We start from the raw sequence: 16011 nt of genomic DNA on the forward strand, positions 1-16011 counted from the left end.
ATGCTTCCTTAGATTTCCAGCGCCTGCGGCTGCTGGGCGGTATGCGGATGTTCGGCGCCGCCGTATACCTTGAGCTTGCGGTACATGGCACGGCCCAGCGGGTTCTTCGGCAGCATGCCCTTCACGGCGATCTCGATGACGCGCTCAGGATAAGTGGCCAGCAGGTCTTTCAGACTGGTGGTCTTGAGGTTGCCGACGTAACCGGTGAAGCGGTGGTACATCTTGTCGTCCAGCTTGGCGCCGGTGACGGCCACCTTCTCGGCGTTGATCACGACGATGTAGTCGCCGGTATCGACGTGCGGGGTGAACTCGGGCTTGTGCTTGCCGCGCAGGCGACGCGCGATCTCGGACGAGAGGCGACCGAGCGTCTTGTCCGTGGCATCAACCACGTACCAGTCGCGCTTGACGCTTTCCGGCTTGGCGCTGAACGTTTTCATTTCGGAATACCTATCTGCCGCCAATGGGGCGGTAAGCGGAATCGGTGAATAAAGGCGCGAGATGATAGCGAAGCTTTCATCTATCGCGCAAGCCCACGGTGGGGCTGCGAGTCGCGAATGATAGCATGAACGGTATGCCTCTTGAGAACCCCCGCCATCGCATCGCCGTGCTGGCCGACCAGTGCGTGCAATGTGGACTTTGCCTGCCCGTCTGCCCTACGTATGCCCTGGATGGCAATGAAACCGAGTCGCCGCGTGGGCGGATCGCCATCGCTGCTGCGCTGGCACGGGACCAAGTCTCACCCAGTGATGAGGTGCGCGGGCCGCTAGATCACTGCCTGGGATGCCTGAGCTGCGAGCGGGTTTGTCCGGCGGGGGTCAAGTATGAGGAGCTGCTGCTGGAGACCCGGACGTTGCTGGGGCCAGCGCCGGAGCGACCCAAGGCTTTATTGGGATTGGTGAAACGGCCGAGGCTGAATCACTGGGCACAACGGCTGGCTCGCTGGCCTGGGGTAAGGCAGTGGCTTGCGCCGGCACTGCCCAATGCCTGGCGGGCGGCTCTGGCTTTGATGCCCGAAAAGCGCAAAGCAACTCGCAGCACTTCCCCCGTGCCAAACAGCAGAGGAAAAAAAGCCGGCACGGTGGCGCTGTTCCCAGGTTGCGCGGCCAGCATCCACGACGCAGATGCCGAGCACGCTGCGGAAATGCTGCTCACGGCTGCCGGCTATCGAGTGATCCGTCTACCGGCATTCTGTTGCGGCGCGCTGGACCTGCACGATGGTGCCATTCACGAGGCCGAGGCGGCGGCCACGCATCTTCGACAAGCCTGGACAACGGCAGGAGCGGATTACCTGGTCACGGTCACGCCGGGCTGCCTGAGCACCCTGCGCAGAGCCTTACCGGCGGTGCGCGTAGACGATCCTTATCGCCTGCTCGCAGAGCGCATCGACGAGCTGGCCTTTCAGCCCCTGCCCGCCCGGTTTGCACTACACGTGCCATGCACTCAGGCCAATGTGGCACGCAGCGACGCGACCCTGATGACGCTGCTAAAGCGCATCCCCCAGCTGGAACTGAAGCGGCTGCCTGCACCGCCTTACTGCTGCGGGGCAGCCGGCAGCCATGTGCTGCAGTTTCCAGAACGCGCAGCGCAACTGCGCGAAAGCGTGTTGATGCACATGAAGACGCTGGATGTGCGAGGCCTTCTGTCGTCCAATATCGGCTGCCGATTGCACTTGGCGGCTGGGCTGGAAGAAACAGCCTCAGCACTGCCTACTCTGCACCCGCTGACCCTGCTCGCGCAGCAATGGATACCGTCATGAACGTACGTACGCTTACCCCGCTCGATCGCCTGTTTGCGGGTATTGAACGCGCTTTGGAAACCGTGGCCGGCACACCAGAAGCGCATCGCCCCTCCCCTGCCCACCCCATTGCCGATGCCGAGCTGGACGACAAGGAGCGTCGCCACGTCGCCGGCCTGATGCGCGTGAATCACACCGGCGAGGTGTGCGCGCAGGCGCTGTACGACGGACAGGCAGCCTTGGCTCGCCATGAAGAAAATCGCTCGCATCTCTACGAGGCCGCGGCAGAGGAAACCGACCACCTCGCCTGGTGCGCCGAACGCCTGCATGAACTGGAAAGCCAGCCCAGCCTGCTCAATCCGCTGTGGTATGCGGGCAGCTACGCAATCGGTGCGCTGGCTGCGCTGGCAGGCGACAAGGTAAGCCTGGGCTTTGTGGTGGAAACCGAGAAGCAGGTGGAAGCGCATCTGGCCGAACACATGAACAAGCTACCCGCGCAGGACGAGCGTTCGAGAGCGGTGTTGAAGCAGATGCAGGAGGATGAGGTGAGGCATGCGCAGAATGCGCGGGAACGTGGCGGCATCAAGCTGCCGTTTCCGATCCCGCAGATGATGCACGCGACGTCGTTGGTGATGAAGACGGTGGCGTATCGGCTTTAAGTACGCGCTGCGACGAGGCCACATAAAAAAACCCGCCTTTCGGCGGGTTTTTCGTCACATCAGATTGCGCCCGTGGAACAGTTCCTCGATCTCCCGGCGCAATAGCTGCTCGATCTTCTGCCGTTCCTTGAACGACAAATCATCGGCGTGCGCCTCGAACAGGTAGGTATCGAGGTCGAAGTCCTTGATGTGCATCTTCGTGTGGAAAATGTTTTCCTGATACACGTTCACGTCAAACATCTCGTACTTCTGGCGGATGTGGCGTGCCAGATAGTCCTGCACCGAATTGATCTTATGGTCGATGAAGTGCTTCTTGCCCTTCACGTCGCGAGTGAAGCCGCGCACGCGGTAGTCACACACCACGATGTCCGACTCGAAACTGTCGATCAGGTAATTCAGTGCCTTCAGCGGGGAAATCACACCGCAGGTGGCGACGTCGATGTCCGCGCGGAAGGTCGCAATGCCGTTGTGCGGATGCGTTTCCGGATAGGTGTGGACAGTGATGTGGCTCTTGTCCATATGGGCTACCACGGCATCCGAAATGGTGTCGCGGCCGAGCTTCTCCACCACCGGCTCCTCGGAGATGAGGATGGTCACGGAGGCGCCCTGCGGGTCATAGTCCTGACGGGCCACATTGAGGATGTTCGCACCAATGATCTCGGCCACATCGGTCAGGATCTGCGTGAGACGATCGGCGTCGTACTGCTCGTCGATGTACTCGATATAGCGCTGGCGCTGATCTTCGGATACCGCGTAGCAGATATCGTAAATATTGAAGCTCAGGGCCTTGGTAAGGTTATTGAAGCCCTGCAAACGCAGGCGCGGGAGGGGTTTCACCACGGCGACACTCCATGGCCGGGTCACGGCCGACAGGTGAGGCGGGTTAGCTACAAGGGTCCCCGCTGATTGAAAAAGCGTGCTGGACCCTTATCCTGCACGCCCCTTGTGTACGGACGATGGCAAAGCGGCCGCCACCGTCCGGAAGACTGCGAAGTATGCGGCAATTTGGAGAAAAACAGAACCGATTTTTCCGCAGTGCAGCGTTGTCGGCCTAGCAGTCGAGCGTATGGGAGATCAGCTTCGCAACGCAGGGCTCCGACGGGCTATCACGCCGTCTATGCGATGTGCCTCAGATCATCCCTCTGCTTCACATGTCTTTGCCATAATGCGAAAGTCGCAGGGGATGCGCATGGATTCAGACCGGGTCGCGGGATGGGCGGCCATTGAGACCAACTCAGCTTGGGGAAAACTTCTGTGGTGCAACTGAAATACCAGTTACAACAGGCCTTCGAACGTTCACAGGCGCCGCTCGGCTTTGCGCCCGACCCGGCCTCCATGGAGCGTTTCCTTGGGCTCTGCCACCGTCGCCGCTACCCGGGCAAAACTGCCATCATCCGCCCCGGCGACCCTGCCAACACGCTTTACTACGTGATCGAGGGTTCGCTGGCCGTCTGCACGGAAGACGAGCAAGGTCGTGAGCTGATCCTTGCGTACATCAGCCGCGGCCAGTTCATCGGCGAAATGGGCTTGTTCGTCGAGCAGGCACAACGCGAGTCGATGGTGCGCACGCGCAGCCCCTGCGAGATGGCCGAAATCAGCTACGAACGCCTGTTCCAGCTGATGGAAGGCCCGCTGCGCGAAGAGTGCCCCAAGATCCTGTTCGCCATCGGCGCCCAGCTCACGCATCGTCTGTTGCGCACCTCGCGCCAGGTGAGCCGCATGGCTTTCATGGACGTCACCAACCGCATCTCCCGCACCCTGCTGGACCTGTGCCAGGAACCTGATGCGATGAGCCATCCCGAAGGCACGCAGATCCGCATTTCGCGCCAGGAAGTCAGCCGCATCGTAGGCTGCTCGCGTGAGATGGTGGGCCGCGTGCTCAAGCAGCTCGAGGAGCAAGGGATGATCGATGTGTCGGGCAAGACGATCGTGGTACGTGGTACGCGCTGAGTTCCATGCCATCGCCCCGGCGAACGCCGGGGCCTGGCGCCAGCCTGTTCAAAGTCACTGGATCCCCGCTTTCGCGGGGACGACAAATCAAGCGAATTTCGCTTCCACAGGCGCTTGGTAAATCATGTACACGTCCGCCCGCTCATAGTGCGAGCCGGGTCGTATCGACGGCTGCAGTACAAAGCCGGCCTTCTCGTACATGCGCAACGCCGGCTTGAGGCTGCTGTTGGATTCCAGGAACAATGTGTGGCCGCCGCGCCGATGGAATTCACCAATGCATGCATCCAGTAGACGCTTCCCGGCTCCCAGGCCGCGGAACGTTTCATCCACGCCCATCTTGGTGAGCTCGAAGACTCCCGGCGATTCGTGCAGCAGGGCGCAAGTGCCGATGATCTCTTCACCCAGCCGTGCAAAGAAGATCGCACCTCCCGGTTGGAGGATGTAACGCTCCGGATCGCTTAGCACCGTGCGATCGATATCTTCGATGCGGAAATAGCGTTCCAGCCATTGCGCGTTCAAGCGGTAGAAGTCTTCTCGGAGTGCCGGCGCGTAAGGCACGATTTCTAGCGGTGCAACCTTGATCGCGGCATGCTCGGCCAGGATTGCCTCGGTAATGGGACGCTCCTGCAAGGCACGTTCGCATGCGGCAATCGCATCCAGCAGTTGCGCGGCATGCTCCGCCAGCGAGGTAGTGACGCCCCGACGCACGGCACACCAGATTGGACCGAGCTCGGCCAGCGATGCATGCGCCTTGTCGGTAAGCACCAACACGGTACGACGGCCATCTGCCGGATCCCTCCGACGCCGCACCATGCCGGCACGCACCAGCTTGTCGGTGAGCTGGCTTACGGCCGAATGGGTCTGGCCGATGGCGTCAGCCACTTCTGTCACCGAGCTGGGGCCGGTATCCCACAGATACCGCAGTACTGGCAGCCAGCGGGATTCGATGCGAGCGCCGAGGGTCTGATAAACCTCGTCGGCCGCGCCGTAAAAGTGATCGCTAAGGGCTTTCAGGCGGCTGCCGAGTGCCAATTTTCCCAGGGATGCCAGATACATGGAGTGGCCTATAGGACAAATACGTAAGTACTAACGTATCTCTGTCAGACTGCGCTCGCAAGCCCCTCCGAAGCAGTGAGCAACACTCAGTACCACGCCACCCGCGTTACCGTCCTGCCCAGCGCCTTCTCCACTCGCTTGCACAGTTTGGGGGTGCCGTTGACCAGCACCGCCTCGACGGCGGGCTTGAGCATCGGCATGTCCTGGAAGGAATCGCTGTAAGCCATCCGCCAGGTCGTTACGCCCTTGGCGGCAAGGTTCTGCACCTTGCGGCGGCCAATGTTGTGCATCTGCAAGCGCATGCCGAACAAACCGGGCTTGAGTTGGGTGGCGACGATGGTCAGTTCGGGCAGGCCCAACTGGCTCAGCAGGCGTGTCACCAACATCCGCTCGCAGCCGGTGACGACAATCACGTTGTCACCTTCCGCCAGATGCCGGCGCAGCACACTCAGACCAACGCGATAGAACTGGCGCGGACGGCGCACGAGTTCATCGGCGAAGGCTTCGGCGGCGGCCTGATAGCGCTGCGCACCAAGGCCGCACAGCGCTACGTGGGTGAGCGCCCATGCCGCACGCCTGCGGGAAAACACACCGCAAAGCAGCCACCACGGCACGGTCAGCACCGCCAGCACTTTGTAGATCGCCGAGCTGGCATAGCGATGCCGGATGAATTGCTCGAAGGCGTCGCCCTGAAACAGCACGCCATCAAAATCGAACAGCACCGTGCGGGACGCATCAGCGTCGCCACCAGCATCGGCCGGTGCGTGAGTCATTTCCCCTGTAAACATGATCAGTGCGTATTGAACAGCCGCTTCAGTTCCTGCCCGGGATCGGCCGCGCGCATGAACGCCTCGCCGACCAAAAATGCGTTGACTCCCGCCTCACGCAAAAGCGCCACGTCTTTAGGCGTGTGGATACCTGACTCGGCGACCAGGATGCGGTCGTACTCCATCAGTTGTTGCAGCTCGAGCGTGGTTTCGAGCGAGGTTTCAAAGGTGCGCAGATTGCGGTTGTTGACGCCGATCAGCGGTACCGGCACGGCTTGCGCGCGTTCCAGTTCTTCAGCGTCATGCACTTCGCACAGTACGTCCAGATCCAGTTCGGCCGCCAGCAGCGACAATTCCAGCAGATCCGCATCGCCCAGCGCTGCCACGATCAGCAGAATGCAATCAGCACCGATCGCGCGGGCTTCGTATATCTGATAGGGATCGATCACGAAATCCTTGCGCAGTACGGGCAGCGAACATGCGGCGCGCGCCTGTTGCAGGAAATCCTCGCTTCCCTGGAAGAAGTCCTTGTCTGTCAGCACGGACAGGCACGCCGCACCACCAAGCTCGTAACTGCGTGCAATCGCCACCGGATCGAAATCGGCGCGGATCACGCCTTTGCTAGGGCTGGCCTTCTTCACCTCGGCGATAACCGCGGAGTCGCCTGCGGCGATCTTTGCTTCGATGGCAGCAGCAAAACCGCGCGTATCGGGCATGTCCGCCACGCGTGCGGACAATTCCTTCAGCGGCAACTTGGCGCTGCGCTCGGCGAGCTCTTCTGCCTTACGGGCAAGAATGCGTTGAAGAATGTCGGTCATGAGGTTCTGATCGGCATGTATAAGGAAACCTAAGAAGACGGCAAAGCCGCGGCCGGGTCAACTCTCCGCCAGCCGCCGGGTGGCCGCCACGAACGCGTCCATTTTGGCACGTGCCGCACCGCTGGCGATGGTGGTTCGGGCCAATTCGATGCCGCTGGCGATGCTCTTGACCAAGCCTGCGGTGTACAACGCGGCTCCCGCATTCAGGCAGACGATGTCGTGCGGCACGCCATGGCGATTTTCCAGGGCATCCAGCAGCATGGCCTTGGATTCCTCGGCGTTTTCCACCCGCAGATTGCGGCTGGAGGCCATGGCCAGGCCGAAGTCTTCCGGCTCCACTTCGTACTCGTGCACCTGGCCGTTGCGCAGCTCTCCCACCAGGGTGGAAGCGCCCAGCGAGATCTCGTCCATGCCATCGCGCCCCCACACCACCAGGGCATGCTCTGCGCCCAGTGCCTGCAGGGCACGTACCTGGATGCCGACAAGATCTGGGTGGAAAACCCCCATCAGGATGTTCGGGGCGCCGGCAGGATTGGTAAGCGGTCCCAAGATGTTGAACAGCGTGCGCACGCCCATTTCCTTGCGCACCGGGGCCACCTGTTTCATCGCAGGATGATGGTTGGGCGCGAACATGAAACCGATATCCGTCTCGGCCATGCACTGCGCCACCTGTGCCGGCTGGAGATCGATGCGCGCACCGAGTGCCTCGAGCACATCCGCACTACCCGACTTGGACGACACGCTGCGCCCGCCATGCTTGGCGATACGCGCGCCTGCGGCTGCAGCCACGAACATCGACGCTGTAGAGATGTTGAAGCTCGATGCCCCATCACCACCGGTACCGACGATATCCACGAAATGCGGATGCGGCGACGTATCCACCTTTGCCGACAGCTCGCGCATCACGCGTGCCGCACCGGTGATCTCACCCACGGTTTCCTTCTTCACGCGCAAGCCGGTCATGATCGCAGCGGTCATCAGCGGACTCACTTCGCCGCTCATGATCTGGCGCATCAGCGCGATCATTTCATCGTGGAAGATCTCGCGATGCTCGATCGTCCGCTGCAGCGCTTCTTGCGGCGTGATGGTGATGGCGCGCCCCGCCGTCATGCGGCGAGCTTTTGCAGCGGCAGGCCCAGGAAATTCCGCAGCAGGTCATGACCGTACTGGGTAAGGATCGATTCGGGATGGAACTGCACGCCCTCGACCTGCAGGCTCTTGTGGCGCAGCCCCATGATTTCATCGATGGAGCCGTCCGGGTTTTCCGTCCAGGCGGTGACTTCCAGGCAATCCGGCAGCGACCCTTGCTCCACCACCAGCGAGTGGTAGCGCGTGGCCTCAAACGGATCCGGCAAGCCGGCGAACACACCCTTGCCCAGATGGCGCACGGGCGAGGTCTTGCCATGCATGATCTGCTTGGCGCGAATCACTTTGCCACCAAACGCCTGGCCGATGGCCTGATGCCCCAGGCACACGCCGAATACCGGAATCTCTCCGCTCAACTCGCGCAACAAGGCCAGCGAAACACCGGCGTCGTCCGGGGTACCTGGGCCAGGCGAGATCATGATGTGCGACGGCCTCAATGCGCGAATGCCAGCCACATCCAACGCATCATTGCGCACCACCTTCACCTCCTGTCCCAACTCGCCGAGGTACTGCACGAGGTTGAAGGTGAAGCTGTCGTAGTTGTCGATCATCAGCAACATGGCTGGCATTCCTGGATGGAGCTATGCCGCACTGCGGCAAGGACACTCATTGTGCGCGATGAGATTCGCCCGCGTCATCTGCTGCGCCGGTATTCGTACATGCCTAACTGTCATGTGCGATGGCGCAATCAGGATGACCACCTGAAATTTCAAATAAATCAAAAACTAAGGGCTTATCAGCACATGCCGCGTATAGCTTTCCACGACCAGACTGAAAGGCTGGTTGTTGCCGGTGTAGAGCACCGCACGGTGCTGGAGTACGTGGTCAGGGATGGCCAGCGGCCTGTCGCTTGAGGGTGGCAAGGGCTTGCCGCTATCCCAACCTTCCGGCAAGGGCGACCAGAGCAGATCGGCAGAGAGCGTCTGGCGACGGAAGTGCAGCGGCTGGACGACTTTGCCGAATGGCACGTCGGAGGTGTCCAGTTGATGATTCATATCTGCGGTCAGGCGCGCCGGCACGTACCAATTGTCCGCATCCGACAACACCACATCTCCACAGCTCAACGCCACGCGTCGATAGCGCACGGGTTCGTCGGGGCCGATGCCGAGCAAGCTGCGGGCACCATCGGGAAGCGGCTTGTCATCACCGTGCACGCGATGGGCGACGACCTTCGCCTCGGGCGACAAATGATGCGCGGCACACCACTGCTCCAGCGTCAGCGTGGCGCTTGGATGGCTGAGCAACTGCGCATTCAAGGTTTGCAACTCGGCCAGCGCTTGCGTGCGGCTGAGCACGCTGTCCGGCCAGGTTGACGACGATTCACGTGCCAGCAAAGGCGATGCGCATGTCAGCATGACGGACACAGCAAGGCAGCCAACGTCACGAGTGATGCTTCGCATGTCTCACAATCCTTTCGCCGCCTGAGCCACGGCGCGGAACAACGCGCGCCCCTTGTTCATCGTCTCTTCCCACTCCGATGCCGGATCGGAGTCATACACAATGCCTGCGCCGGCTTGCACGTGCAGACGTCCGCCCTGGATGACTGCGGTGCGGATGGCAATGGCAGTGTCGGCATCGCCCCACCAGCCAATCCAGCCGATTGCACCGGCATAGATATTGCGCTTGTAGGGTTCGAGTTCTTGGATGATTTCGATGGCGCGGATTTTTGGCGCGCCGCTGAGCGTACCGGCGGGGAACGTGGCCTTGAGCACATCCATGTAGCTGACATCGGGCTTCAAGCTGCCTTGTACCTGCGACACGATGTGCATCACGTGCGAGTAGCGCTCGACCACGAAGGACTCGCTGACTTCGACCGTCCCCGTATCACTGATACGGCCGATGTCGTTGCGCCCCAGGTCGATCAGCATCACGTGCTCGGCACGCTCCTTGGGATCGGCGAGCAGCTCCGCTTCAAGTGCGCGATCTTCTTCGTCGGTGGCGCCGCGTTTGCGAGTGCCGGCGAGCGGACGCACCACCACTTTACCGTCCTTCATGCGCGCGAGAATTTCCGGCGATGAGCCGACGATCTGCGTATCGCCTAGATCAACAAAATACATGTATGGCGACGGATTCATCGCACGCAAGGCGCGGTACACGTCGACGGGGCGCGCATTGAAGCCGACGCTCAAGCGCTGCGAAGGCACGACCTGAAAAATATCGCCGGCGCGGATGTATTCCTTCGCACGCTCGACCATCGCCTCGAATTCTTCGCGCGTAAAGGAGGACTTGAAGTCGCTCTCGTTGAGCGCCGTCGACTGCGTGAGCTGCGGATACGCTGCACCACCTTGCCGCAAGCGATGGGTGAGCGCATCGAGCCGGCGCTGCGCATGCGCATAGGCCTGTGGCTGCGAAGGATCGGCATGTACGATCAGGTACAGACGGCCCTTGAGGTTGTCGAACACGGCCACTTCCTCGGCCAGCATCAGCAGTACATCGGGCGTGCCGAGTTCGTCGGCGCGGTCCCATTGCGCCAGCTTCGGCTCGATGTAGCCGATGGTCTCGAAGCCGAAGTAGCCCACCAGTCCACCGCTGAATGCCGGGAGCTGTGGCAGGCGCGGCACGTGATACTGCTGGCGCAGCGTTTCGATCTCCCCGAGCGGATCATCCAGATGGCGGCGTTCGATGATTTCGCCGGCATCTTCCACTTCAAGCTCGTGCCCGCGCAGACGGTATACCCGCTTCGCCGGCAGGCCGATGATCGAATAGCGCCCCCACGTGGCGCCGCCTTCCACCGATTCGAACAGGAAGGTGTAGGGACCGTCGGCCAGCTTGAGGTAGACCGACAGCGGGGTGTCCAGATCGGAGAACACCTCGCGCACCAGCGGGATGCGGGTATGGCCTTGCGCGGCGAGCGCATTGAATTCGTCGCGGGAAATCACGTGCGGGAAGTCCGTGAAACGCAGAAAGGGGAGATTGTATAGGGTGGCCGTTGCTTTTCTCTCCCTGTCTCGGGGAAGAGAATTGCGTTCTGGGGCATTCATGCCATTGGCTCCCGCTAGCCAGCACGTGGGGAGGCAATTTCAACAAGGCCGCCGTGAAGTTTGAGGCGAGACTGCCGGTACCCTAGCCGGCGAGACGCTGTCTCGGCATGCCATACAGCCGCAAACTGAAAGCTACGCCACTGCCATCCTCAAGATTTCGCGCTGAGGCCACGCCGCCGTGGCGTTCTGCCACCAGCCGCACCACGTACAAACCGAGACCAAGGTGCGGCGCGTCCCCCGGCGTGGCTTTTTCGCGCAAGCTCACCAGCGAGTCGAACAGGCGGCCCTGCATGGCTGCAGGCAGCGGCGGCCCTTGGTTGGCCAGTTCAATCTCTGCGCCGCCATCCACCGGACGCAAGCTGAGGCGTAGCCAGCCGTCGGCAGGCGTGAACGAGAGTGCGTTGTCGAAGAGCTTGTCCAGCGCCTGGGCGATCAATTCCGGTGCGCCATGCAGGTGCACCGGTTGATCAGACAGCACGCATTCCAGCTGGCGCGCGCCGGCCAGCGGCCGATACGCCTCGGCGCAGCCGCTCACCACGTCCACCAGATCGACATCTTCCGGCTCGGCGGCGGCGATGGCGCGTTCCATCCGGCTGGCTTCGCTCATTGCGCGGACCAGCGTGCCTAGGCGTGCGACACCATCGCGTGCACGCGCCAAGTAAGGCTGTGCTTCATCGGTAAGTTCGGCATGCTCGAGATTGTCCAGGGAGGACTTCACGATCGCCAGCGGCGTATTGAGCTCGTGCGAAAGCTTCGACGCCAGCGTGCGCAGGTAATCGGTGTAGCCGCCGACGGCCTCAAACAGCTTCTGGAAGCTGCGGGCCAGGTCGCCGATCTCGTCTTCCGACTCGGCCATCGGGAAATGGCTCTGGATCATTTGGCCGTCCAGACGGCCATCATTGACTTGTGCACGCTCCACCGCATCGCGCAGGCGGCCCAGGCGCAGACTGAGGCGTGTGGCGAAGAACAGCAGAATCGCGCCAGCCACCAGCATCACGCTGAAACTGGTCAATAGCAGGCTCAGAAACGCACGGTTGGCCAGCAAAGGCACGGCGCGGCTCGCCTGCTCCAGCAACAACACGCCGACGGTCGTCTGACCACGCTCCACCGGAACGGCCGTCGCCAGCACGACGCTGTCACGCTGCTCGCCTTGGCGCCACACGGTCGTTGCCTGGCCATGGCGGGCTGTTTTGACTTCGGGCAAGTCCAGGCGCGGCGCATCGGTGGTCCACGCTTCACCTTCTTCCAGCGGATTGGCAAGCAACCAGTGATAGATCACCGACGACCACCAGCTCGGCTGCGGCCCCGATGTCGTCAGGTGTCCGCTTTGCGCAAGCAGCCAGCCTTCCGGCGTAACCAGCCGCGTTCGCGTGCTGTCCGGCGCCAATTGCACGAGTTCCTGTGACAGATCCTGCGAATAACGCCACAACGGGCGGACATCCGCCGCAAGCGGATCACCGCCATCGGCTGCCGTGTAGACACCCACGCCCAGCGCGCTCAAGCCAAGACCACGCGGCAGACGCAGCTCGACGTGATAGCCGCTGCCGTCTTCCTGCCATTGCCCGATGATTCGATCTGGCAGATCACCTGCGGGCGGGTCGAGCGTCAGCGCCGTGAATGCTCCCGGTGCGGCACTGGCGATGAGATAACGCCGGTGCTGATCGCCTTGCACCAGATCGAGAATCACATGGTCGGACGAGGCGGCATTCACGTCGCCAGCGTCGGCGCGAGTGCGAGTTGCCGCTCGCACATCGATGTAGAGATAAAAACCGTTGTCATCTTCTGCCAACAGCAGTTTGTTCTGCTTGCCGAGCGATTGGCTCCACGGCGTCATCGGTGCCCAGTCGTCGCCGTAGCCATCGACGACGATCGGGTTCACCGCCTGCTGCACGTACCAGCCCTTGCCCGGCTGCGGCAGCGGCATGTCGGTCACGGCAAGGCTGCGCGCCACGGCCGTGGCTGTCGCGGTCAGCGCCTGCTCCTGCCCCTGGCGCAGCAGGGTTTCCATCTGTCGCACGTATAACCACCCTGCGACCGGCAAGGCGAGTGTGCAGAGGGCAACGAGGAGAAGTTGTTGGCGCAGGCTCATGCTTGGACGATACCGCTTTACGCAGGCCGCCTACTGCCTGGCTTTCGCATGCGTTGGCACCGAGCCCTGAACGTAGGTCATGTAACTGGAGTGCTGCACCACTTGCTTGAATGTGTTGATTAGCGCCTGCCGGTTGGGATCGGCCGCACTGAGGGTCATCGACCAGCTGTAGCGAATCCCACTCGCCTTACCCGGATCGCAGAACACGACAACGTCATCAAGATGATCGGAACCTTGGTAGAACACACCTTGGCACGCCATCGCCGACGGGCTCGTCACCGGAAAACCATCCGCTTTGCCGTGTGGGTCGGACTGCAGGTAATGCTGACGATCATCCTGAATTTCTGCGGCAAGCGTGGGCAGCTTGACCGGCCATACGTTGAGCACCATCACGCGCTCCGGCTTGCCGGTCCATTCGCCCTGATAAAGCACCAGATTGACGCCGATACCCGCCGCATACGTGCAGCAATCCTGCGTCCAGCCCTTCGGCAGGTCGGTGCTGATGGCCCAACCCGGCGTTTTGCCATCTGCCTTGCCGTACACCATCACGCCTTGCGCATCGGTATCTTTGGCGCACACCAAAGGCGCTAGTGCACTCAGCAGCAAAACAAGCCACAAGCGCCGCATTACGGACGCCACCGGTAGCCGACACCATGCACGGTTTCGATGGCATCGAACTCCGGTGCTACCGCGATGAACTTCTTGCGGATGCGCTTGATGTGCGACGTGATGGTGGCGTCATCCACCACCAGCTCCGCTTCGCGCATCAGTTGATCGCGGTTCTTCACGTGACCGGGAAAGCGCACCAGGGTGTGCACCATCCAGAACTCGGTCACGGTAAGCGGCACTTCCACATCAGCCCAAGTCACGCGCATGCGCTCGGATTCAAGTTTGAGCGGACCATGCCCGATCACGGTTTCGCTGGAGGCCGGAGCCTTCAGCGATTCGATACGACGGAACAGCGCAGCAATGCGTGCAGCCAGCTGATGCAGGCTGGTGTCCTTGCTGAGGTAGTCATCGGCGCCCAGGCGCAGGCCGGAGATCACGTCGAAATCCGAATCGCGTGCGGTAAGGAAGATGATCGGCAGCGTGGCTGATTTCGCCCGCAGCTCGCGGCAAAGATCGAAGCCGCCTTCCGGCTCGTCACCCAGGCCGATATCGATGATGACCAGCTCCGGCAGGCGAATGGCGAAGGCGTTGGAAGCCTCCTGCCGCGAGCCGTAACCGCGCGTGTCGTAACCGAAGCGGTTCAGGGCTTCAACGTAATTGGCGCGAATAAGGGGTTCGTCTTCGACGATGGCGATGTTACGTCCCATGTGGATTCCTCGTGAGAATGAGCCTGCTTGATGTCTCTGCGTGGCTCGGCGAGCTGCGCAGAGACATCAAGCAGGCTCTTAGGCGCAGGTTGCTATGTCTGGCGTGACTCGCGCAAGCCGGGCATGCGGCTTGCCCGCGTTCTGCCATATTCCATCGCCCTCACGCCCTTGAGATGGCGGTCGCTGCGCCCCGGCGGGGTGTTTGATATCCCCCAACGCCACACCGCAACGAGCCTTAACCTTATGCGCGCTGATCCCTCCATCGACCCGAACGCCGAACTTCGTACGTTCGAACCACTGCGCGTGGTACTGGCCGTGGGTTCCCTGCTACTAGCCGTCTTGATGAGTCTGCACTGAGTCCGTGTGATGTGAAGCTGCCGTGGAAGGCATGGGCGCGATCGGTGCGCCAGGGATGAGCACCGGTCGCGCCACCCGGCAAGATGGATCTTCCGGCAGCTCGCAAATCGCATCGCCAAGCCATTTCCCGGTCAATGCTGGTTCCTCTGGCATCCTTCCCCTCCGCCCTCGGAGGGGATTTTTTTTGACCAGGAATTTTTTGCATGTGGTGGGAACCATTCGGAAAGAGCCCGGTCCGTATACATGGCAGGCGCATAGTCCATTGCCGTGGAACTCGCCGAGGTCTGATTGACGGCCGAGCCTCCCGTCCTTCAGACCGCGTGCAGGCTGCAACTGCCAATGGTGTCTCCTCTAGCGTCATTCCGACGCCCCTCCAACCCGGCGCAGACTTCCCCCTGTGCCGGGTTTCTCTTTATCTAGCGCTCTGATTCAGCCGATTGCCGCGCGCATCTTGCTGATCACGGTTGCGTAATCGTGCGTACCGAAGATGGCCGAGCCAGCCACGAAGGTATCCGCGCCGGCTGCAGCAATCTCGCCGATGTTGTCGGCCGTGACGCCGCCATCGATTTCCAGGCGAATAGCGCGCCCACTCTCGTCGATCAGACGACGCACACGGCGCAGCTTCTCCAGTGCCTCGGGAATGAATTTCTGACCGCCGAAGCCGGGGTTCACCGACATGATCAGCACCAGATCGAGCTTATCGAGCACATGGTCGAGCCAATTCAGCGGCGTGGCGGGGTTGAACACCAGGCCCGCCTGGCAACCAGAATCCTTGATCATGCCGATGGTGCGGTCCACATGCTCGGAAGCCTCTGGATGAAAGCTGATCAAGCTGGCACCTGCCTTGGCGAAATCCGGCACGATGCGGTCCACCGGCTTCACCATCAGGTGCACGTCGATCGGCTTGGTGACGCCGTAATCGCGCAGCGCCTTGAGCACCATGGGCCCCATGGTGAGGTTGGGCACGTAATGGTTGTCCATCACGTCGAAATGTACCCAATCGCCACCGGCGGCCAGCGCCTTGGATGTGTCTTCGCCCAGCCGTGCGAAGTCGGCGGAAAGGATGGAGGGGGCAATAACGGGGGATTGTTTGCTCATAACTCGAACACGGGGACGGGGAAGACAGGGAGCGGCAGA

General features: G+C 61.6%; 16 protein-coding genes. 3 read left to right on the forward strand and 13 right to left on the reverse strand.

What is annotated here, in order from left to right; translation table 11 throughout:
• Positions 1 to 8: 8 nt before the first annotated feature.
• A complete protein-coding gene (gene rplM, locus IEX75_RS05350; RefSeq protein ID WP_188793185.1) occupies positions 9 to 437 on the reverse strand; it encodes a 50S ribosomal protein L13 in 429 nt (142 codons plus the stop codon).
• Positions 438 to 562: 125 nt separating this feature from the next.
• Here rplM and IEX75_RS05355 point away from each other — a divergent pair, with 125 nt between their 5' ends.
• Positions 563 to 1756 (forward strand): (Fe-S)-binding protein, encoded by a 1194-nt coding sequence (locus IEX75_RS05355; RefSeq protein WP_188793186.1) that lies wholly within the window; start codon positions 563 to 565, stop codon positions 1754 to 1756.
• Positions 1741 to 2394 carry a 2-polyprenyl-3-methyl-6-methoxy-1,4-benzoquinone monooxygenase gene (coq7, locus tag IEX75_RS05360; protein WP_423373128.1) on the forward strand — a complete coding sequence of 218 codons (654 nt, stop codon included), beginning with the start codon at positions 1741 to 1743 and terminating at the stop codon, positions 2392 to 2394. Before IEX75_RS05355 ends, coq7 begins: the two co-directional genes overlap by 16 nt.
• Positions 2395 to 2448: 54 nt before the next feature.
• Here the strand turns inward: coq7 and speD are convergent, their stop codons facing one another.
• The gene (speD, locus tag IEX75_RS05365) at positions 2449 to 3234 is read right to left on the reverse strand and encodes an adenosylmethionine decarboxylase (protein ID WP_126685269.1); all 786 of its coding nucleotides are present in this window, start codon (positions 3232 to 3234) and stop codon (positions 2449 to 2451) included.
• 414 nt (positions 3235 to 3648) lie between these two features.
• Here speD and crp point away from each other — a divergent pair, with 414 nt between their 5' ends.
• Positions 3649 to 4344, forward strand: a complete 696-nt coding sequence (crp, locus tag IEX75_RS05370) for a cAMP-activated global transcriptional regulator CRP (protein ID WP_115494804.1) — start codon at positions 3649 to 3651, stop codon at positions 4342 to 4344.
• 87 nt (positions 4345 to 4431) lie between these two features.
• Here the strand turns inward: crp and IEX75_RS05375 are convergent, their stop codons facing one another.
• From IEX75_RS05375 to rpe, 11 genes are all read right to left on the reverse strand, one after another.
• Positions 4432 to 5400, reverse strand: coding sequence for a bifunctional helix-turn-helix transcriptional regulator/GNAT family N-acetyltransferase (locus tag IEX75_RS05375; protein WP_188793188.1), 969 nt, complete (start codon positions 5398 to 5400; stop codon positions 4432 to 4434).
• A gap of 86 nt (positions 5401 to 5486) precedes the next feature.
• A complete protein-coding gene (locus IEX75_RS05380) occupies positions 5487 to 6188 on the reverse strand; it encodes a haloacid dehalogenase-like hydrolase (RefSeq protein WP_188793189.1) in 702 nt (233 codons plus the stop codon).
• 2 nt (positions 6189 to 6190) lie between these two features.
• The gene (gene trpC, locus IEX75_RS05385) at positions 6191 to 6985 is read right to left on the reverse strand and encodes an indole-3-glycerol phosphate synthase TrpC (RefSeq protein ID WP_188793190.1); all 795 of its coding nucleotides are present in this window, start codon (positions 6983 to 6985) and stop codon (positions 6191 to 6193) included.
• Positions 6986 to 7042: 57 nt separating this feature from the next.
• On the reverse strand, positions 7043 to 8095 hold the full coding sequence (gene trpD, locus IEX75_RS05390) for an anthranilate phosphoribosyltransferase (RefSeq protein ID WP_188793191.1): 1053 nt from the start codon (positions 8093 to 8095) through the stop codon (positions 7043 to 7045).
• Positions 8092 to 8691 (reverse strand): anthranilate synthase component II, encoded by a 600-nt coding sequence (locus IEX75_RS05395; RefSeq protein ID WP_188793192.1) that lies wholly within the window; start codon positions 8689 to 8691, stop codon positions 8092 to 8094. The genes trpD and IEX75_RS05395 overlap by 4 nt, the downstream gene beginning before the upstream one ends.
• 165 nt (positions 8692 to 8856) lie before the next feature.
• Positions 8857 to 9531, reverse strand: a complete 675-nt coding sequence (locus IEX75_RS05400; protein WP_188793193.1) for a hypothetical protein — start codon at positions 9529 to 9531, stop codon at positions 8857 to 8859.
• A 3-nt stretch (positions 9532 to 9534) separates the two neighbouring features.
• Positions 9535 to 11010, reverse strand: coding sequence for an anthranilate synthase component I (gene trpE, locus IEX75_RS05405; RefSeq protein ID WP_188793194.1), 1476 nt, complete (start codon positions 11008 to 11010; stop codon positions 9535 to 9537).
• 184 nt (positions 11011 to 11194) lie between these two features.
• Entirely contained in the window at positions 11195 to 13201 is a 2007-nt protein-coding gene (locus IEX75_RS05410) for an ATP-binding protein (RefSeq protein WP_188793195.1), read from the reverse strand.
• 30 nt (positions 13202 to 13231) lie between these two features.
• The gene (locus IEX75_RS05415) at positions 13232 to 13828 is read right to left on the reverse strand and encodes a hypothetical protein (RefSeq protein ID WP_188793196.1); all 597 of its coding nucleotides are present in this window, start codon (positions 13826 to 13828) and stop codon (positions 13232 to 13234) included.
• Positions 13828 to 14517, reverse strand: coding sequence for a proteobacterial dedicated sortase system response regulator (gene pdsR / locus IEX75_RS05420; RefSeq protein WP_188793197.1), 690 nt, complete (start codon positions 14515 to 14517; stop codon positions 13828 to 13830). The genes IEX75_RS05415 and pdsR overlap by 1 nt, the downstream gene beginning before the upstream one ends.
• Positions 14518 to 15303: 786 nt before the next feature.
• On the reverse strand, positions 15304 to 15972 hold the full coding sequence (rpe, locus tag IEX75_RS05425) for a ribulose-phosphate 3-epimerase (RefSeq protein WP_188793198.1): 669 nt from the start codon (positions 15970 to 15972) through the stop codon (positions 15304 to 15306).
• Positions 15973 to 16011 lie beyond the last annotated feature (39 nt).

It is taken from the genome of Dyella nitratireducens, assembly GCF_014642835.1.
GTDB classification, from domain to species: Bacteria; Pseudomonadota; Gammaproteobacteria; order Xanthomonadales; family Rhodanobacteraceae; genus Dyella_B; species Dyella_B nitratireducens.